Origin of the sequence: Paenibacillus sp. p3-SID867, from assembly GCF_025142895.1 — a bacterium.
In the GTDB taxonomy this organism is placed as follows: Bacteria; Bacillota; Bacilli; order Paenibacillales; family Paenibacillaceae; genus Paenibacillus_AQ.
This window is the reverse complement of record NZ_JAMBDM010000008.1, coordinates 1-20,123: the sequence shown is the minus strand read 5'-3', so window position 1 is coordinate 20,123 and position 20,123 is coordinate 1. Positions and strand designations below refer to the sequence as shown.

Below are 20,123 nucleotides of genomic sequence, written 5' to 3'. Positions count from 1 at the left end.
TGTCTATCCCTTCAAAGCTCGTCATCAAGCTCTTTATTTTCGTTCGAACGTAACAAACCGGTAGGCATACGGGTTCTTTTTATCCGTTATGCCGGGAACTTCTTCGATAATTTTCCATTCGTCCCAGTTCACTTCAGGGAAGAACGTATCCCCTTCAAAAGTTTCATCAATAAACGTGCAGTACAACCGATCCGCTTTCGGAAGCATCAATTCATAAATCTGGGATCCGCCGATCACCATCATCTCTGCGTTCTCCGCGTAGGGAAGGGCTTCATCTATATCATGGATCACGATGCCCTGATCGTCCGTCAGCGTGAAACTTCGGTCTCTCGTCAGCACGATATTCTTTCGGTGAGGCAGAGGTTTGCTGCCAAAGGACTCCCAGGTCTTGCGCCCCATCAGAATCGTTTTGTGCAGGGTCGTCTCCTTGAAGAAGGCCATATCACGCGGCAATCGCCACGGCATGGTGCCGTTCAGCCCGATTACCTGGTCCTTGCCCATTGCCCAAATCATCGATATCATTACACCGTCACTCCTTCCTTGTACAAATGGATTGCGCCGAATATCGGTACCACTTGTTTATTTACACAGCTACGGTCGCTTTAATGGTTGGATGATACTGGTAACCCTCAAATTCAAAATCTTCGAATGTATAATCAAAGATGCTCTCCGGCTTGCGCTTGATGACCAGCTTCGGCAGCTCATAAGGCTCGCGTTCAAGCTGCGTTCTGACCTGTTCCATATGATTGGAATAGATATGGACGTCGCCACCGGACCAGATGAATTCACCTGGCTCCAGGCCGCACTGCTGGGCAACCATATGGGTAAGCAGTGCATAACTCGCAATGTTGAACGGTAGCCCGAGGAAGCTGTCCACGGAACGCATGGTAAGCATGCAGGAGAGCTTCCCACCCGCCACGTAGAATTGGAATACAAAATGGCATGGAGGCAGCTTCATGTTGTCGATCTCTGCCACGTTCCAGGCACTGACGATATGCCGCCGGGAGTCGGGATTGTTTTTAATCGAATCGATGACGTTGGCAATCTGGTCGATATGGCGTCCATCCGGCGTTTCCCACGCTCGCCACTGCGAGCCGTAGACCGGTCCCAAATCGCCGTTCTCATCTGCCCATTCGTCCCATATCCGCACGCCGTTCTCTTTTAGATACCGGATATTCGTCTCCCCGCTTAAGAACCACAGAAGCTCGTGTATCACCGATTTTAAGTGAATCCGCTTGGTTGTCATCAGAGGAAAGCCTTTAGAAAGGTCAAACCGCAGCTGTCTTCCAAATACGGATAACGTTCCCGTCCCCGTGCGGTCCCCTTTCTCTACGCCATGATCAAGAATGTCTTGCAGCAGCTCCAAGTATTGTTTCATGTATAGTCACCTCACTAGAATCTCATATCAACAGTCTACCATGTTCGTGGAATGATTGGGATGCTTAAAATAACCCTGCCGAAAGAGGCCGGATATCGCTTGCGGCATCCACATAAAAAAACAGGAGGCAGAAATCGCCTGCGCGTTCTCTGCCTCCTGGCCGAATATATAATGACTCGAAAAAACGAACGTCGTTTGGATTAACGGGCGATGATGTGAATCGGATGACCCATAACCAATTCCGCAGCTTCCATTACGATTTCGCCAAGCGTCGGATGCGCATGGATGGTCAAGGCTACATCTTCAAGCGTAGCGCCCATCTCAATAGCAAGACCGAGCTCTGCAATCAGGTTGGAAGCTTCCAGACCTACGATTTGCGCTCCGAGAATAAGTCCTGTTCCTTCTTCAGCTACGATCTTCACGAAGCCTTCCGGATGGTTCAAGGATACGGAACGTCCGTTACCTGCGTAAGGGAATTTGCCTGCTTTCACTTTATGGCCTTTTTCCTTCGCTTGAGCTTCGGTGTAACCTACGCTGGAGCATTCTGGATCCGTAAACACAACGGCTGGAATACATTTGTAATCCACGACGGACGGCATTCCGGAAATGGCCTCAGCAGCCACTTTACCTTCGTAAGAAGCTTTGTGTGCAAGCGCCAGACCGGATACGATATCCCCGATCGCGAAAATATGAGGAATGCTTGTGCGTCCTTGATGGTCGACTTTCACGAACCCGCGCTCATCCATATCGAGGCCGATCAGATCCAGGCCAAGCTCTCCGTCCGTGTTCGGACGACGGCCAACCGTAACCAGCAGGTAATCTGCTGTTACTTCTTTGGTTTCGCCATTCACGGAGTATTTCACGGTAACTTCTTTATCGTTTTGCTCGGCACTTTCAGCTTTAGCACCTGTGATAATTTCGATACCGGTTTTCTTCATGTTTTTCGTAACGAGGCTTGTCATGTCTTTGTCAAAGCCAGCCAACACGCTGTCCAGACCTTCGATGATCGTTACTTTCGAACCGAATTTGGAGTACATTTGACCAAGCTCGGCACCGATGTAGCCGCCACCGATTACGATCATGCTCTTCGGTACCTCAGGCAGGTTCAATGCTTCGGTAGAAGACAGGATACGTCCGCCAAACGGGAATGGCTTCAGTTCGATTGGACGGGAACCTGTAGCAATGATGCAGTTCTTGAAGCGGTAACGCGGTGATTCATGATCATTGAATACACGCGCTTCGTTTTCGTTGATGAACATGCACTCGCCGTTGAACACTTCCACTTTGTTGCCTTTCAGCAAACCGGCTACGCCGCCAGTCATTTTTTTGACAACGCCGTTTTTGAATTCCTGTGTTTTCGCGAAATCAACCGTTACGTTCTCCACGGAAATACCGAATGCATCGGCATGCTTAGCGGACTCGAACTGATGAGCTGCAGCGATCAATGCCTTGGAAGGAATACAACCACGGTTCAAGCAAACACCGCCGAGTTCCGATTTATCAACGATCAGAACCTTTTGACCCAGTTGGGCGGCACGAATCGCCGCCACATAACCACCAGGACCAGCACCAATGACTAGAGTATCAATATCTAAAGAAGCATCTCCAACTACCATTAGTTACACCTCCATAACAAGCAGCTCAGGGTTAGCGAGCAGTTGTTTAATATAGTTCATAAAGTTTTGAGCCGTTGCGCCGTCGATGATACGGTGGTCAAAGCTCAAGGACAATGCCATAACAGGTGCTGCTACAATCTCGCCGTTCTTCACAACCGCCTTTTCGCTGATGCGGCCGGTACCGAGAATAGCAACCTCTGGGAAGTTAATGATTGGCGTAAAGAACATGCCGCCTGCGGATCCGATGTTCGTGATGGAAATCGTGCTGCCCTTCATTTCGTTAGGAGACAGTTTGCCTTCACGGCCGCGAGCAGCCAGATCACGGATGCTGTCAGCGATCATCCAGATGCTCTTACGATCCGCATCTTTGATAACCGGTACGATCAGACCGTTGTCTGTATCCGTAGCGATACCGATGTTGTAGTATTTTTTGTACACGATTTCGTTCGCTTCTTCGTCGATCATCGCATTCAAAGCCGGGAACTGACGGCTAGCCGCAACGAGTGCTTTAACGATGAATGGCAGATACGTAACTTTCGTGCCTTTCTTCTCAGCGATCGGTTTCATGCGGGTACGGAACGCTACCAGCTCGGTTACGTCCACTTCGTCCATGATCGTAACGTGAGGAGCTGTGTAAGCCGATTTAACCATGGCGTTCGAGATCGCTTTACGGATACCTTTGAATGGTACGCGCTCTTCTTCTGCACGAGTGTCCACCGCTGCGGATGCTGCTGCAGGAGCTGCTTTCGCTTCGGAAGCTGCTTCTTGCGCAGGAGCCGCTGCTTGGCCTCCACCGTTCTTGAAGGCTTCAACATCGTCGCGAGTCACTTTACCGTTGTTGCCGGAGCCCTGCACTTGTGCAATGTCTACGCCTTGCTCGCGAGCGAATTTACGCACGCTTGGCGTAGCCAGAACTTCACGGTTAGGCGCTGCTGGTGCAGCTGCTCCACCGTTTCCGCCTTGTTTAGCGTCAGCTGGTGCATCTTGGGCAGGGGAAGAAGTTGTATCCGCGCTGCCTTTAGCTGCATCAGCTTCTTGTGCAGACTGCTCTTCAGCAGGAGCTTCTTGCTCAGGAATGTCGCCTTCAGCATCGATGATAGCTACCACTTCACCGACACGGCATACTTGACCATCCTTGGCAAAAACTTCTTGAACCGTACCGTTCACGGGACAAGGAACTTCTACGACCGCCTTGTCGTTCTGTACTTCCATGATGATGTCGTCGTCTGTTACTTTGTCGCCTGGCTTGATATGCATTTTGATGATTTCACCTTCATGCAGACCTTCACCCAGCTCTGGAAAACGATATTCAAATTTTGCCAACTGAAAAACCTCCCTAGAAATTGCTGCTATTAGAAATTCATTACTTTATTGACGGCATCCACAATACGTGCTGGAGTAGGCAACCAAGTGTCCTCGATTTGCGCGAATGGATACACGGTATCCGGCGGAGTCACGCGAAGCACTGGAGCTTCCAGGTGCAGAATCGCTTTCTCGTTGATTTGAGCGATAACTTCTGCGGCTACGCCTGCAGACTTTTGCGCTTCTTGAACCACGATGGCACGGTTGGTTTTCTTGACCGAAGCAAGCACGGTATCGATGTCGATTGGAGAGATCGTGCGCAAGTCGATGATTTCCGCTTTGATTCCGTTCTTCTCAAGTTCGTCCGCCGCTTTCGTTGCGGTGTGAACCATCAAACCGTAAGCGATAATCGTGACGTCGGTTCCTTCGCGAACCACGTTAGCTTTACCAAGCTCAACCGTGTAATCACCTTCAGGAACTTCAGCGCGGAACGCATGATACAGGTTCAAGTGCTCCATGAAGAACACAGGGTCATTGTCGCGAATTGCTGCGATCATGAGTCCTTTTGCATCATAAGGATTGGAAGGTACTACAACTTTAATACCCGGGGTCTGCGTGATCAAACCTTCGAGTGCATCGGTGTGCAGCTCAGCCGCTTTAACCCCGCCGCCGAATGGCGTACGGAATACGATCGGGGAGTTGTAACGTCCACCGGAACGGTAACGCATACGCGCTGCTTGAACGACGATTTGGTCAAGCGCTTCAAAGATAAATCCAACGAATTGAATTTCAGCGATCGGACGGAAGCCTTGAATACCGAGACCTACTGCCAAACCGCCGATAGCGGACTCAGCCAGCGGCGTATCGAATACGCGCTCTTCCCCGAATTCTTTTTGAAGGCCTTCCGTTACCCGGAAAACACCGCCGACATTACCTACGTCTTCACCGAAGATGACAACGTTAGGGTCACGGCTCAATTCAACGCGCATGGCGTCGCGAATCGCTTCTTTCATGTTCATTTGTGCCATTGCTTCATTTCCTCCTTAAGAAATACAGTTCACTAAAAATTCCAGTGTATATATCGATGTCAAAACGTTCAAAAACCGACCTGATGCCGCCATGACAAAACCAGATGATTATCCAGGATCAAACCAGATGATTATCCAGGATCAAACCTTTGACAATCATCGGCCGTCATTTTCATTGGAAATCAGCTTTCTGCTCTTCCAGATGCTTCGGCGTTTGCTCGAACATGCTGTCGATCAAACCAGGTACTGTCATTTTTTCCGTTTGTTCTGCTTTTTTAATTTGCTCGTTGACTTTCGCTTTCGCTTCTTCTTTCACGCGAGCTGTATCTTCCTCTGTCCAGAGGCCTTTTGCTTCCAGGTACTTCGCAAGACGTGCGATCGGATCCTTCTCGTTCCACTCGCCCTCTTCTTCCTTCGTACGATATTTCGAAGCGTCGTCAGACAGGGAATGCGGACGGAAACGGTATGTCACAGCTTCGATAAGCGTTGCGCCTTCGCCATTGCGGCCGCGTTCTGCAGCATCACGAACGGCCTTGATCACAGCGAGGACGTCCATGCCGTCAACCTTAACACCCTTGATACCAGCTGCTACAGCTTTATGTGCGATCGACAATGCTGCAGTCTGCTTGGAGAATGGAGTCGTGATGGCATAGCCGTTGTTTTGCACGAAGAAGATAACCGGCAGTTTGTACACGCCTGCATAGTTCAAGCCTTCGTAGAAATCGCCTTCGGAAGAGCCGCCGTCACCGGTATACGTAATAACCACTTGTTTTTGCTTCTTTAGTTTGTAACCCATAGCGATACCCATAGCATGCAAGATTTGCGCGCCAATGATGATCTGAGGCATCAATACGTTAACACCCTCCGGAATTTGTCCGCCATGCTGATGTCCGCGGGAATAGAGGAATGCTTGATAAAGCGGAAGTCCATGCCATACGATTTGCGGCATATCACGGTAGCCCGGGCAGACAAAGTCGTCTTTCTCAAGCGCGAATTCGCTACCTACCATCGTTGCTTCTTGACCGGATACAGGAGCATAGAAACCGAGACGTCCTTGGCGGCCGAGATTTACGGCACGGTCGTCCCAAGTACGGGTAAATACCATACGGTACATAATTTCTTTCAGTTGATCGTCTGACAATTCAGGCAGAAGATCTTTGTTTACGATTTTGCCATCCGGGGAAAGTACAGATAGAGTATCGACTTCCTCGGTATATACTTCATAAGGAACCTTGGTCATTTTTTTCACCTCAATAAATATTTGAATATCAAGTTCCGCTGTTATAGAATTATTATACACCTGTTTTACTCCATTCGTCAAAGAAATACGGGATAAAATTTCACATTTCTTAACGTTTGTATGTATAACAGTTTGTGGATAATACTATAACAGTATGACAAACATCATAGAACAGCAGCCAACTTCAACATGTCAGGGTAATTTTAACTTATTGTTTACCGCATTTCAAAAACTAACCCGAAAAAGGTGACGAATGATGACGAATGAACGTTTATTGAAGCGAACCATCGTAAAAGAAGTGATTGAAAGCCAGTTTCTGCAGGAGAATCGAACGCTGCGCATCTACCTTCCTCCCGGATACAATGAAATTCTCAGCTATCCCGTCGTGTACTGCCAGGATGGAGAGGAATTCTTCAATTTTGGTCGTATCGCGACTTGGGCCAACCAGCTCATTCTCGAAGAAGGCGTGGAGCCGTTCATCATTGTAGGCGTGGAAGTAAACACCAAGGTTCGCACCGAGGAGTACGCGCCATTCGGCAACAGGTTCGACGCTTACCTATCCTGCTTCGCCGAAGAGATTATTCCCTTCGTCGAACAAAAATATCCTGTGCGCAAAGAGCCTGCCGAAAGAGTACTCGCCGGCGACTCCCTTGGCGGAAGCGTATCCGTGCATCTAGCCTTGCGTTACCCGCATCTCTTCACCCGAATCATCAGCTTGTCCGGCGCCTTCTATGAGAAGTCCCAGGCTATGATCAGAGAAGAGAAGGATTTGTCCTGGCTCGACATCTATATGATTGTAGGCTTGCAAGAAGACAACTACGCAACCGATACAGGTGTCTATAACTTCGTTGAATTGAATCGTTCAACAAAGGCGTTGCTGGAAGAACGGGGTGCCACAATATCCTATCTTGAAAAAGACGGCCGTCACCTTTGGGGATTCTGGCAAAAAGAGCTCCCTGCTGCTCTTATGTACTTCCTGGATTAATCGATTGATTGGCAAAATCCGTTGGCTTATATAAATGACCTGTTACAGCAAAGTTCATAGCCTGTCCCACTGGGGACTTTTTACGCTTTACGCTTTACGCTTTAAAGCAGTTGGCAAAAAAGAATACCTTTGATGCAACAGGAAGCGCAAGCTATGCGCTCCTATTGCTTCACTTCAAAAAAAGATGAACAACCGCGCATTTTTTCTGGAATGTGCATTGTTCATCTTTTATGTTCAGCAGCCCGTTCTTCTTGGTATCGCTTTCAATTATTCTCGTCAAAAAAGCGGTTGACTCACCGCTTGTTCGAATCGATTATAGCTTTTCTTTCATGATTTTGTCCAGTAAGATGTCACACCCCGCATCAATAAGACGGTACACTTCATCAAAATTTCCAGTGAAATACGGATCCGGCACCTCACGCAGCTTTTCATCAGGCAGCAAATCCATAAACTTCAGAATCGCGGCCTGGTCGCCTCCCGCTAGCTTACGCAAATTCGTCACATTCGAATCATCCATGCCGATAACGTAATCGAACTTGACGAGGTCCTGGCTTACCACTTTGCGGGCGACCATTCCTTCGTAGCTGATTTGCCAGCTGTCCAGCAGCTTTCGGGTTCCTTCATGGGGCACGCTTCCGATATGCCAATCTCCTGTGCCGGCAGAATCCACGCTGATCTTATCCTGTAGTCCACGCTGTTCAATTTTATGTCGCAGCACTGCTTCCGCCATCGGCGAGCGGCAGATATTGCCCAAACATACAAACAAGACGGATACCATAATCCTCTCTCCTTCACGCTATAATTCATCGTCATTTCACGAGGAAATTCTAATTCATGAATGACGTTACCTACCATCCATTAACCTGAACTGACTTTTTTTCCACTGGCTGCTGTAGGATGGCCTTCGTGCAGCGACCTTCTGGGCAGTCTCCATTTATAAAGCACGGACAGCATCCGGAATACAATCACCACTACAAACAGAGTAAGCAGCTCCCAAGTCTTGGTGGCCACGCCAAGGCCAATGGCGACCCCTGCTATCATGGCCCACACCGCATAGATCTCATCACGGAGCACCAGCGGCTTCCGCCCTGCCAATAAATCGCGGACCATTCCCCCGCCGCTTCCGGTAAGCACAGCAGCCACAATCACCGCGCTCATGGGGTGATTCATTTGCGTAGCATATAGAGCCCCTTGAATCGCAAAGGCAGATAGTCCGATCGCATCGAACAGCGCCTCCGTTTTCTTCCAGTGCTGAATCAAGCCGAGCGGCAGCACAAACGCTACAAATACTGAAATCATCGCGAGCATGATTAAATCGCCCTGTCCCCACAAGGTGGTAACCGGCACGCCGATCAGTACGTTTCTTATAATACCCCCGCCGAAGGCTGTTACTAAACCTAATACCACAACCCCCAGAATATCGTATTCCTCTTCCATAGCTACAAAAGCTCCGGACATGGCAAACGCAATGGTGCCAATGATACTGAATACGTCAAACACATGCATGTCCAAAATTCAGTTCCCCCGCTCCCCCGTCAATTTACATACTACATTGTAGCCGTGCCTATTAAAATTGTGCAAGCATGAAAACTGCTCTATACTAGAATACAATGACAATTCTCTCGAAAAAGGAGGAATTATAATGAAGCATACTCGCGTCCTGATCTTTACAGGTGGGGAGTTGTCACCACGATTCCTGGATGAGGTTCAAAACGGGGACTTCATTATAGGGGCTGATCGCGGAGCCCTCTATCTGATTGAACATGGGATCAAACCTGACCTGTCCGTTGGAGATTTCGACTCCATACCGCCAGAACAGATGGATCGAGTACGCTCCATGAGCGGCAAGGTGATTGACTGTGATCCGATCGATAAAAATTTAACCGACACCGAGCTCGCCTTCGAGCTGGCACTGGAGCATTCCCCCGAATCCATCATGATTCTGGGAGCAACGGGAACACGCCTCGATCACACACTGGCTAATATCCACATGCTGATTCGCGGACTCCAACATCATATTCCGTGTTCTATATTAGATGAGAACAATTTTATTACCCTGACAGGCTCCAGCTGCATTGTCGAGAACAAAGGGTTTACATATGTCTCCCTGCTGCCGCTGACAACGGAAGTGACCGGGATTAATCTCGAAGGATTCGAGTACCCGCTCCACGACGCCACATTGCGATTGGGGCAGTCCTTAGGAGTCAGCAATAAGCTGGCTGAGGACAAAGGGACGGTCCGGATCGAAGGCGGTCTGCTCCTTATTATTCAGAGTAAGGACCGCTAATCGTTACTATTTTGTCATCTTTGATACGGTAATGTTAACAATCAAATCCATCGTTAAAAACCCTTGTATATCAAGGGTTTTTTCTCATTCACAACTCATTGTTCGCACCCATTTCTTAATATTTTGTAACTTTTAATGATATTTTAATAATCCGCTTTCATTTCATGCGGCCCAAGGGTTTGCGCCGATTAACCAAAATATAGTCGGTTTCAAATCTGATATACTCGGTTCATCGCAAAAAACAAAACTGCTTGGAGGTAATAACAACATGAATCGACAGCATTGGATTAAGAAGGCCGTAGTAATCAGCTTGAGCGCAACTTTGGGTGTAGGAGCAGTTCTTACTGTTGCACCACCGGCTCCTGTAGAAGCAGCATCGGTAAGCACAGGAACTCGAGTCGTTAACTTCGGTAAACAATATATGGGAACACCTTATAAATTCGGAGCATCTACATCCACTACAAGAGTATTTGATTGCTCTTCCTTTATGAAGCATATCTTCAAAAAATACGGTGTGAATCTGCCTCGTACATCTGCTGCTCAATCCAAAGTGGGTAAAGCGGTATCGAAATCGAACCTGAGAGCCGGCGATTTGGTATTCTTCTCGAGCGGAAGCCGTGCAAATGGTCGAAACGTGACTCACGTTGCCGTATATATGGGTAACAACAAAATTTTGCACACCTACGGCAAGCCTGGCGTAACCATCTCCAGCCTGTCTGGCAACTGGAGCAAAACTTACCTGAAAGCTCGTCGCGTACTGTAGTTTAACTCCATTGTTAATATGGTTTTATATCAAAGACCGTCTTCCTCTCACGGAAGGCGGTCTTTTTTGCTTGCAGCATTGATTTCTTCCTCCGATAGCAGTTTATATCCGGTTCCCCGAATCGTTCGCAGCAGCTTTTGTTTGCGTCCTCGATCGATTTTTTCTCTCAGATGAAGAATATAAACATCTACCACATTGGTGCCCGTATGAAAATCGTAATCCCACACCTGTTTTAATATATCCTCACGCGTGCATACCTGCCCCTGCCTTCTAGCCAAAAACAACAGCAGATCATATTCGCGATGAGTCAGCTCAATCGCTTCCTCTGCTCGGGATACATTCCGGCTCAGAGGATCGATCACCAGATCTCCGATTCGGATGACTTCTTCTTGTTCCATGCGACCAGTCTGAAATAGTTTCAGTAAATTGGCAATACGCGCCAACAGCTCCCTTGTATCTCTATCATTAGGGATGTAGTCATGGGCACCTGCCTCCAATGCCTGAATGGCTTCATCAGAACCGTCATTTCCGATGATGATGATCGGGATCTGTTCCCTTTTGCCCGTCAATCGCTCCACGAGATTGAATTCACTCATACCCGGCAATCTGCTGTCGATAAGCAGCAGGTCTGCGCCTGAACGCTGCAAAACGGCGACCACTTCCGAATAATTCATGACATGTTTAACCTTATAGCCCGCTTGTTCCAATATCTTCATAACGCTCTGGACCCGATCTTGATGATCTGCCGCGATCAGTATTACTTTCTCCACGGGTTCCCCCCCGCTTTCAACGCTTAATAATGTAAGTATGGCTGTTTCATCCTGCTTTCACTCCAAAAGATGCTCGGATCACGCACGTTTTCCGTAGTAATACATCTTATCTCCGAAGCAGCGCTATTTTTATAATGGGATAAAGGATTAGGAAAGGGGGATATTTTCGCCGATTAGCTCATTTAATCGAAAAGTATCGAGTGAACACTCTGGAGGAGGAAAATAACATGCGCAACAAACTCGTGGTATGGCCTCTTGTCATGGCTATGCTGATATCTATCGTATGCAGTGCCGCAGTGCCGCCAACCCCGGTTTCGGCAGCAGCCGAAACCAACCTCTCGCTTGGCAAAGCCGTAACAGCAAGCGGTCAATCCCAAACCTACGGGCCAGCTAACGTTATCGATGGCAATCAGGGTTCGTACTGGGAAAGCACCAATCATGCGTTTCCGCAGTGGATTCAAATCGATCTTGGCGCTGACACCAGCATCAACCGGGTCGTTCTTAAACTTCCTGCCACCTGGGAGTCTCGGACACAAACGCTAACCGTACAAGGCAGCTCGAACGGTTCGACATTCTCCAATTTGGCGGACTCGGCCGACTTTGAATTTAACCCCTCTACATCAGGAAACTCGGTGACCATCCGTTTTGATGAAGCGAGCACGAGATATGTTCGCCTGACCGTAACCAGCAACACGACGTGGCCGGCTGCGCAGCTGTCTGAGTTCGAGATTTATGGACCATCGGTCTCCCCGGTCTCCCCGCCAACGCCTCCAACGGGAAACAATATCGCCAGCGGCAAACCGATTACCGCCTCCTCAAGCACCTTTACGTACACTGCAACCCAAGCTAACGACAACGACATCCAAACCTACTGGGAAGGCGGAAGCAATCCAAGCACCCTGACGCTCGACTTGGGAACGAATCACGATATCACCTCCATCGTACTGAAGCTGAATCCTTCTCCGGCATGGAGCACGCGCACGCAAACCATACAAGTGCTCGGACATGATCAGAGCACAACAAATTTTAGCAATTTGGTATCGACGCAGTCCTATACGTTCAACCCCGCGTCCGGCAACTTTGTGACGATTCCCGTAACGGCAACCGTGAAACGTCTTCAATTAAACATAACGTCCAATACCGGCGCACCGGCCGGGCAGATTGCGGAATTCGAAGTTTACGGCACAGCCGCCCAGAATCCGGACCTGACCATTACGGATATGTCATGGACCCCATCTTCTCCGATTGAAAACGATGACATTACACTCCGTGCTACGGTTAAAAACATTGGGGCCGTGGAAGCCGGGGCTACGACGCTCAATTATTACTTAAATGCGGATAAAGCAGGCTCCTCCCCGGTAGCTCCGCTCGCGGCAGGTGCTTCCACCACGGTAACTCTACAAGTCGGTACCAAGGCCGCTGGATCCTATTCCGTCAGTGCCAAGGTTGATGAGGATAATGAAATCATGGAACAGAATGATGAAAATAACAGCTATTCGCATGCGTCCCCGCTCGTCATCGGTGCCGTTGAAAGTTCCGATTTGGTAGGAACTGTACAATGGACACCCGCCACTCCAATCGCAGGGAACGCAGTAGCCTTTACCGTTAATCTTAAGAACCAGGGCAACAAAGCCACGGCAAGCGGATCCCATGCGATATCCGTCGCTCTGAAAAATCCGGCCGGTTCAACAATTCAAACCTTAACCGGAAGTTATGATGGCGCCCTCGCTGCAGGTTCCTCTGCTCCTATCCATATTCCGGGTACATGGACAGCGGCAAATGGCAGCTTTACAGTAACAACAACCGTGGCACCCGACACAAACGAAGTACCCCTCAAACGGGAGAACAACGTCAGCCAGGCCAATCTCACGGTATATTCCACTCGCGGTGCCAGTATGCCATATACCCGATACGATACGGATGATGCATTACGCGGCGGCGGGGCCCAGCTGAAGACGGCACCGACATTCGATCAAGCGCTCACAGCATCGGAAGCATCCGGGCAGCGTTATGTCGCGCTTCCTTCCAACGGGTCCAATCTGGAGTGGACGGTTCGACCAGGTGAGGGCGGAGCCGGCGTCACTATGCGCTATACGATGCCGGACTCATCAAACGGCATGGGATTAACCGGCTCACTCGACGTTTATGTAAATGGTGCGAAGAAAAAAACCGTTCCATTAACTTCTTACTACAGCTGGCAGTATTTTTCCAGCGATCATCCTGCAGACGCCCCAGGTGGAGGACGCCCGCTCTTCCGGTTCGATGAAGTACACTGGAAGCTGGATACGCCGCTCCAGCCGGGTGACAAAATCCGTATTCAGAAATCCAATGCGGATAACCTGGAATATGGCGTTGATTTTATCGAAATCGAGCCGGTCCCCGCGGCAATCGCCCGCCCGGCTAACTCGGTATCCGTAACGGATTTCGGTGCAACGCCGAACGACGGCCAAGATGACCTATCGGCGTTTGAAGATGCTGTGCAGGCTGCCGCTTCAACCGGCAAAACCTTATACATTCCTGAGGGGACATTCCTTCTGGGCAACATGTGGAAGATCGGTTCGGTTGGGAATATGATTGATGACATCAAGATCATAGGGGCAGGCATCTGGCATACTAATATTCAATTTACCAATCCGAATGCCGCTTCTGGAGGGATATCACTTCGGATTGCGGGTCAGCTTGATTTCAGCCATATCTACCTCAACTCAAATCTGTGGTCACGTTATAATCAAAACGCAGTCTACAAGGGATTTATGGATAACTTCGGCACCAACTCCAAAATCCACAATGTGTGGGTTGAACATTTTGAGTGTGGGTTTTGGGTAGGCGATTATGCGCACACCCCAGCCATCATCGCGGAGGGGCTGATCATTGAAAACAGCCGGATCCGCAATAATCTTGCCGACGGTGTTAATTTTGCCCAAGGAACCAGCCATTCAACCGTACGTAACAGCAGCATTCGTAATAACGGAGACGATGGTCTCGCCGTATGGACGAGTAACGTGAATGGCGCACCTGCGGGCGTTAACAACAACTTCTCCTATAACACCATCGAAAATAATTGGCGTGCGGCAGCTATCGCATTCTTTGGGGGAAGCGGTCATAAGGCTACTCACAACCTGATTGTTGACACCGTAGGCGGTTCCGGTATTCGAATGAATACCGTGTTCCCGGGTTACCATTTCCAGAACAATACCGGCATTCTGTTCTCCGATACAACGATCATTGGGAGTGGAACCAGTAAAGACCTGTACGATGGGGAGCGCGGCGCCATCGATCTGGAAGCGTCAAATGATGCGATCCGCAATGTCACGTTTACCAACATCGATATCCTGAACACCCAGCGCAGTGCCGTTCAGCTTGGTTATGGCGGCGGATTTCAGAACATCGTGTTTAACAACATCCATATTGACGGTACGGGGCTTGACGGGGTCACATCCTCCAGATTCTCGAATCCTCATCCAGGTGCGGCAATTTACACCTATACGGGCAATGGGTCGGCAACATTTAACAATCTGACAACGCAGAATATCGCTCATCCTGATTTGTTTTTCATTCAGAACGGTTTTCAATTAATCGTGCAATAACCCGGCTTAAATATCAAAAGGAGGAGTCCTGTGCGACTCCTCCTTTTGATGTTGACGGATTAGATAGACAACGTTAGGTTTGTTTCAGATTAACCGCCTACGTATTGATTATACAACGACCTGGCCTTGGCGATATCCGATGTGCCATGCACCAGGGTTCTGCCGTCCCGGAATATAACCAAACGATGTGGATTCACCTGATAGATGATCATATACGGCGTTACGGTTGCTTTTCCTTGATGAAGCCTGTTCAATCGCTCAGCCATTTCGTCCAATTGAAGCTGCAGGGGTCTGGCTGGCCTGATCTGCACCGTATCCCTACCGCACAACACTTCGCTTTTATCCGCGTGTTCCGCCGTCAAGTAAGGATATTTCGGATGCTCCCCGCATGTGGGGCAATCCGATTTTTTCGCTCGGTCTACACCAAACTCCACCCGTTCATTACGCCACAAATCGAAGGACAGCATCTTTTTTCTAAGAACATGTCGATGCCCCGATAAAAGCTTCATCGCTTCCATCGTTTGATGGGCAGCGACCATCTGTACCGCTTGCGGAAGAATTCCGTTAATGTCGCAGGTGTCACCACCCAAGGGAATCGTCCCCAGCAGACAGTTCAAGCATGGCGTCTCTCCCGGCAAAAATGTGTAACTCATGCCTGAGCTTCCGACGCAGCCTCCGTAAATCCACGGGATTCCATACTTAAATCCGATGTCGTTCAGGATTAGCCGGGTTCCGAAATTATCGGTAGCGTCCATCATCAAATCAACGCCTTGACTGAGTACTGCCAGTTCCTGCGCACGTACATCCATAACGATACCGTCCACGATAACGTCTGAATTAATAGCAGATAAGCGTTTAGCCGCTGCTACGGCCTTCGGCAATCGATCGATCGCGTCCTGTTCGGTAAACAGCTGCTGACGCTGCAGATTGCTCCATTCCACGTAATCCCGATCCACGATGGTTACATGCCCGACACCTGCGCGAACCAAAGTTTCCGCTACGGCGCTTCCCAGCGCCCCGGCACCAAGAACGAGCACATGGCTCTTTCGGAGGCGAAGCTGACCTTCTTTTCCAAATGGGGTAAACCGCTCTTGCCTAGAATATCGATCCTCTCGTTCCATAGGAACTGTTACCCCGCGGTCCGAGGACTCCGAGGCTGCCATCAAGTGAGGCAACGTACGATTTACTTCCTCCCTGTTATCGTTTAAACGAGACATGAATTATCCTCCGATCAATATCTGCAAATCTTCTAAATAAGAGAAGACTTCTCGAAGTTTTTAGATGACAACCTATGATTAGAAATACCCATCCCCCGAAGTGGATGGGCTGTTTACTATTTCAGCCTAAAACAACCTTGTATTCAGCGCCTTCTCCAGGACACCGCGATGACGCAGAATCCAGGCTGCACTCCGCGCCCTCCAGGCCAATCCCCATAGAGGGCCTTCCGATTCCGGCGTGACCTGCAGCTCGATCGCTTCCTCTGCCGTTTCCCGAACGACCACCTCAACGATCATATCAAACAGAGCCGTTCGAAGGGATGGATCGACGCCATAGGCGTCAACCAATAAACGGAGCTGCCTTGCACGGGCATTAACATCAGGCAGACCAACTCTTCCTGCAACATCATCATCGTGCAGCTGCGGAAAGAGCCAGCACACACGGGCTAATTCGACGAGCGGATGTACAGGTCCGGCATATTCCCAGTCAATTAACGCAATTGGCATCCCATCACGGGTAACCATATTCCAAGGTGCAATATCACCATGGCTGTATACAAGTCTGCTGTCACCCAGCTCACGCAGGAACCACGGCTTCCAGACACTCCCGGGCTGCGATTTAAATGTAGCCGAAGCGTCATGAAGTTTACGCAATAATTGTCCTACTTCGATGATGCCTTCGTCGCTCCAGGGCCCGGGATGAACAAATTCGCCTTCGATATAACTTAACATCTCTTGGCCATTCTCATTACATCCAGAGCCTATAATTTCCGGAATCGACGTAAACCCTGTTTGCCTCAGATGCCTCAACAATGAGTGTATAGCCGGCGTCCAAGGTCCTGATGGGCGGTACACAATCTGGCCCTGCCGTACAACCGACTTTTCAGGAGAAAGGACGACGTCCTCTCCCTGACTGGAGTTATGTTCCGAATTCATTTTAAATACGTCTCCCCTTCAGAAGGGAATTACACGGGTTAACGGGGCTATGGATGCGAATCCCCTTCATATAATAATGCCCCGATGGATAAGTCCAGTTCTTCCATCAACATCTCCTCCGTTCATTTCAGGTTGTTTCTAGCATATCACAAATAAACCATAAACCGAATGTCCATCTTACCGGATATATCAAAGGAGGACAGGCAGCAATCTGCCCATCCTCCTTATAAAAATACTAATACATTCATTCTAATCAAAGTTTTCATTTCATATATCCTGCTGAGGGCAGGATGGGAATTCTGAATTGAATCAGGAATTCTGGTTGGACCAATCTTCGACGTTCCAGATCTTGGTCACCCAATCCTCATAAAACTCAGGTTCGTGGGAAACCAGCAGAATCGTGCCTTTATATTCTTTCAAAGCACGTCTTAGTTCCTCCTTAGCCACAACGTCAAGGTGGTTCGTCGGTTCGTCAAACAGAATCCAGTTGCTTTCGCGCATCAGAAGTTTACACAGACGGACCTTGGCTTGCTCTCCGCCGCTAAGTGCCTTCATTGGACGTGTAATATGCTCGTTTTTGAGCCCGCAGCGAGCAAGCGCTGCACGAACCTCGTGCTGGTTCAAATGGGAAAATTCGTTCCACACATCATCAATCGGCGTAATATTCCCTGGACGTACTTCCTGCTCAAAATAAGCAGGCACCAGGAAATCCCCTTGATAGGTCTTCCCCGAGAGCGCTGGAATTTTGCCGAGTATGGTCTTCAGCAGCGTTGATTTACCTACGCCATTACAGCCTACAATAGCAATTTTCTCTCCACGCTCGATCAGGATATTCATTTTGGGGAGCAGTGGCCGATCGTATCCGATCTCAAAGTCGATTCCCTCGAATACCGTTTTACCGCTGGCACGGGCTTCCTTGAAGTTAAACACAGGTTTAGCCGCTTCCTCCGGACGGTCAATCCGCTCCATACGATCCAGCTGTTTCTCCCGGCTCTTCGCCCGGCCAGAGGTGGAATAACGAGCCTTGTTCCGCTGAATGAAGTCTTCCTGTTTCTTGATGAACTCCTGCTGCTTCTCATAAGCATCAATATGCTGGTTCTTATTGATATCAGCCATTTCCAGGAACTTCTCGTAGTTCGCTGTATAGCGAGTTAATTTCGCAAATTCCAGATGATAGATCACATCCACCACCTGGTTCATAAACTCCGTATCATGGGATATCAAAATGAAAGCATATGGGTACTGCTTCAAATATTGAGTGAGCCAATCAATATGCTCAACATCCAGATAGTTGGTAGGCTCGTCCAGCAACAGTACATTCGGCTTCTCCAGAAGAAGCTTCGCAAGCAATACTTTGGTACGCTGTCCTCCGCTTAAAGTTGCGACATCGCGATCCAGGCCGATGACGGATAATCCAAGACCATTCGCCATCTCCTCAACCTTTACGTCCAGCATGTAGAAATCCCCGATATCCAGCTGCTCCTGAATTTCACCCATTTGCTCGAGCAGCAGCTCCAACTCTTCAGGAGAAGCATCACTCATCTTATTGGTGATCTCCATCATTTCTTTTTCCAGCTCCAGTAGAGGCAGGAAGGCATCCTTTAACACATCGCGAACCGTTTTGCCAGGTGTCAGCTTGGTGTGCTGGTCCAGGTATCCGTACCGGATCTTCGGTGTCCACTCCACCTTGCCGCTGTCTTTTAACAGCTGCCCGGTTAAAATATTCATTAGCGTTGATTTGCCTACGCCGTTTGCTCCAACCAAACCAACATGTTCGCCTGCCAGCAAACGAAAGGATACATTCTTAAATAGAGTACGTTCCCCGAAATTATGTGATACGTTCTCTACAGTCAATAAACTCATGGCTATAGTAACTCCTGTCTGTATAAAATGAACTTATTTCATGTTAATTTAGCGAAATATACACAGTCAAGAGTTTATTGTATCACATCATGGAGCCCGGCAGAAACCATAACTTTCAGGGATTAGAGGACACCGGGATTAGAACAGCTTTTCTCCTGATATCCTGCTTCCGCTGCATCTTTGGCACTCGGGAACACTTCTTCCACGCGATAGTTGAATTGACAGACATCACGGTAATAATATCTGAGCCCCCTGCTATCCACCCCTCCGAAATAAACAGGAGCTTTAACAAGTCTGCCTCCTCCAAGGGCATAGTTATTATAATACTGATCGCCCATGGGAATGCCTTGAATGAACGCCATCATACCGATGTCATCCATCGTATTCACCCACTCTTCCTGAGATATCAACGGAAGCGCGAACGTATAGGATACTCCGTTTCGGAGAGCCACTTGGTTGTGCCGCTGTATGTAATAAGCAAGACGATCTTGAACGCTATTTACAATCGTGATCCGTCTGACTTGTTCAAACCTATCCTTATCTTCCAGCAAAGTTATACCCGTCCTGCCGCTCAGGTCCTCCCGATAGCCGGAGTGCCAGATGGAAGAGCCTCCACGTGATTCATATACCTGAACGAAGGAATCCAATGTAAACTGGATGCTGTTGCCCCTGCCATCATTCCAGGCATAAGGAATTTTGGGGGTCCATCTGTGCTCCACGAGCTCCTCCCCATACGCGTTGGTGAAGGTTTGTGAAACATACATATAAAACCCGTCATAATCCAGAACAACGATAGCAGGAATATACCACCACAGAGCAGACTGCGCAGCCGGATCATCCGCGATCCCCATATTGATGTACAGCGTCCGGGAAAAGGACTCCAGCGCTCGTTCTTTATCCGCACGCATAAATTTCAAAGAATCATATGCCGACTCTTTGTCCTGGGTCTCATTATCGTTCAGCATCATCCCGCCGTCTTGAACGGCTGTACGCAGAGCAGCCGAGTATTTCATTTCTACGTACCGGACATCCTCTAAACTCTCGGCACGCATGCCCAGAATAATAAACATGGGGAAAAACACGGCGGTAAATACGATGGCAAGATCAATAGAAATAGGTAAGGATTTGATACGATCACCGCCTTTTCCCCT

The 20,123-nt window shown here is 48.9% G+C and carries 17 protein-coding genes; 4 read left to right on the top strand and 13 right to left on the bottom strand.

The annotated features are described in order from the left end of the window. Positions 1-33 precede the first annotated feature (33 nt). From M4D81_RS16990 to pdhA, 6 genes are all read right to left on the bottom strand, one after another. Positions 34-522, bottom strand: coding sequence for a dihydrofolate reductase (locus M4D81_RS16990; RefSeq protein WP_260067424.1), 489 nt, complete (start codon positions 520-522; stop codon positions 34-36). A 61-nt stretch (positions 523-583) separates the two neighbouring features. Then, positions 584-1,378, bottom strand: coding sequence for a thymidylate synthase (thyA, locus tag M4D81_RS16985; RefSeq protein ID WP_071218198.1), 795 nt, complete (start codon positions 1,376-1,378; stop codon positions 584-586). A 200-nt stretch (positions 1,379-1,578) separates the two neighbouring features. Then, the gene (lpdA, locus tag M4D81_RS16980; RefSeq protein WP_009589200.1) at positions 1,579-2,994 is read right to left on the bottom strand and encodes a dihydrolipoyl dehydrogenase; all 1,416 of its coding nucleotides are present in this window, start codon (positions 2,992-2,994) and stop codon (positions 1,579-1,581) included. A gap of 3 nt (positions 2,995-2,997) precedes the next feature. Beyond that, complete coding sequence (locus tag M4D81_RS16975) at positions 2,998-4,317, bottom strand: dihydrolipoamide acetyltransferase family protein (protein WP_071218199.1); 1,320 nt, start codon at positions 4,315-4,317, stop codon at positions 2,998-3,000. Positions 4,318-4,346: 29 nt separating this feature from the next. Then, positions 4,347-5,324, bottom strand: coding sequence for an alpha-ketoacid dehydrogenase subunit beta (locus M4D81_RS16970; protein WP_071218200.1), 978 nt, complete (start codon positions 5,322-5,324; stop codon positions 4,347-4,349). A 172-nt stretch (positions 5,325-5,496) separates the two neighbouring features. Then, positions 5,497-6,564 carry a pyruvate dehydrogenase (acetyl-transferring) E1 component subunit alpha gene (pdhA, locus tag M4D81_RS16965; protein WP_113056870.1) on the bottom strand — a complete coding sequence of 356 codons (1,068 nt, stop codon included), beginning with the start codon at positions 6,562-6,564 and terminating at the stop codon, positions 5,497-5,499. A gap of 256 nt (positions 6,565-6,820) precedes the next feature. Here pdhA and M4D81_RS16960 point away from each other — a divergent pair, with 256 nt between their 5' ends. Beyond that, positions 6,821-7,549, top strand: a complete 729-nt coding sequence (locus M4D81_RS16960; RefSeq protein WP_260067610.1) for an alpha/beta hydrolase — start codon at positions 6,821-6,823, stop codon at positions 7,547-7,549. Between the two features lie 313 nt (positions 7,550-7,862). Here the strand turns inward: M4D81_RS16960 and M4D81_RS16955 are convergent, their stop codons facing one another. Both M4D81_RS16955 and M4D81_RS16950 read right to left on the bottom strand, forming a co-directional pair. Further along, complete coding sequence (locus tag M4D81_RS16955; protein ID WP_071218203.1) at positions 7,863-8,327, bottom strand: low molecular weight protein-tyrosine-phosphatase; 465 nt, start codon at positions 8,325-8,327, stop codon at positions 7,863-7,865. Between the two features lie 80 nt (positions 8,328-8,407). Beyond that, positions 8,408-9,055: a trimeric intracellular cation channel family protein gene (locus M4D81_RS16950; RefSeq protein ID WP_194545140.1), complete on the bottom strand. Its 648-nt coding sequence runs from the start codon at positions 9,053-9,055 to the stop codon at positions 8,408-8,410. Between the two features lie 136 nt (positions 9,056-9,191). Here M4D81_RS16950 and M4D81_RS16945 point away from each other — a divergent pair, with 136 nt between their 5' ends. Together M4D81_RS16945 and M4D81_RS16940 are read left to right on the top strand one after the other, a co-directional pair. Beyond that, positions 9,192-9,836 carry a thiamine diphosphokinase gene (locus tag M4D81_RS16945; RefSeq protein ID WP_260067423.1) on the top strand — a complete coding sequence of 215 codons (645 nt, stop codon included), beginning with the start codon at positions 9,192-9,194 and terminating at the stop codon, positions 9,834-9,836. Positions 9,837-10,104: 268 nt separating this feature from the next. Continuing rightward, entirely contained in the window at positions 10,105-10,599 is a 495-nt protein-coding gene (locus M4D81_RS16940) for a C40 family peptidase (protein WP_071218205.1), read from the top strand. 47 nt (positions 10,600-10,646) lie between these two features. Here M4D81_RS16940 and M4D81_RS16935 read toward each other — a convergent pair whose 3' ends face one another. Next, on the bottom strand, positions 10,647-11,369 hold the full coding sequence (locus M4D81_RS16935) for a response regulator transcription factor (RefSeq protein ID WP_260067422.1): 723 nt from the start codon (positions 11,367-11,369) through the stop codon (positions 10,647-10,649). 227 nt (positions 11,370-11,596) lie between these two features. On the opposite strand from M4D81_RS16935, the gene M4D81_RS16930 reads away from it, so the two are divergent. Then, a complete protein-coding gene (locus M4D81_RS16930; RefSeq protein ID WP_260067421.1) occupies positions 11,597-14,956 on the top strand; it encodes a discoidin domain-containing protein in 3,360 nt (1,119 codons plus the stop codon). 89 nt (positions 14,957-15,045) lie between these two features. On the opposite strand, the gene M4D81_RS16925 is transcribed toward M4D81_RS16930, so the two are convergent. The 4 genes from M4D81_RS16925 to M4D81_RS16910 all read right to left on the bottom strand — a co-directional run bounded on the left by M4D81_RS16925 (position 15,046) and on the right by M4D81_RS16910 (position 20,042). Then, positions 15,046-16,119: a ThiF family adenylyltransferase gene (locus M4D81_RS16925; RefSeq protein WP_260067609.1), complete on the bottom strand. Its 1,074-nt coding sequence runs from the start codon at positions 16,117-16,119 to the stop codon at positions 15,046-15,048. A gap of 180 nt (positions 16,120-16,299) precedes the next feature. Further along, a complete protein-coding gene (locus M4D81_RS16920) occupies positions 16,300-17,109 on the bottom strand; it encodes an aminoglycoside phosphotransferase family protein (protein ID WP_071218208.1) in 810 nt (269 codons plus the stop codon). 309 nt (positions 17,110-17,418) lie between these two features. Further along, complete coding sequence (locus M4D81_RS16915; protein ID WP_071218209.1) at positions 17,419-18,972, bottom strand: ABC-F family ATP-binding cassette domain-containing protein; 1,554 nt, start codon at positions 18,970-18,972, stop codon at positions 17,419-17,421. 122 nt (positions 18,973-19,094) lie between these two features. Further along, positions 19,095-20,042 carry a hypothetical protein gene (locus M4D81_RS16910; protein WP_260067608.1) on the bottom strand — a complete coding sequence of 316 codons (948 nt, stop codon included), beginning with the start codon at positions 20,040-20,042 and terminating at the stop codon, positions 19,095-19,097. Between the last annotated feature and the right edge of the window lie 81 nt (positions 20,043-20,123).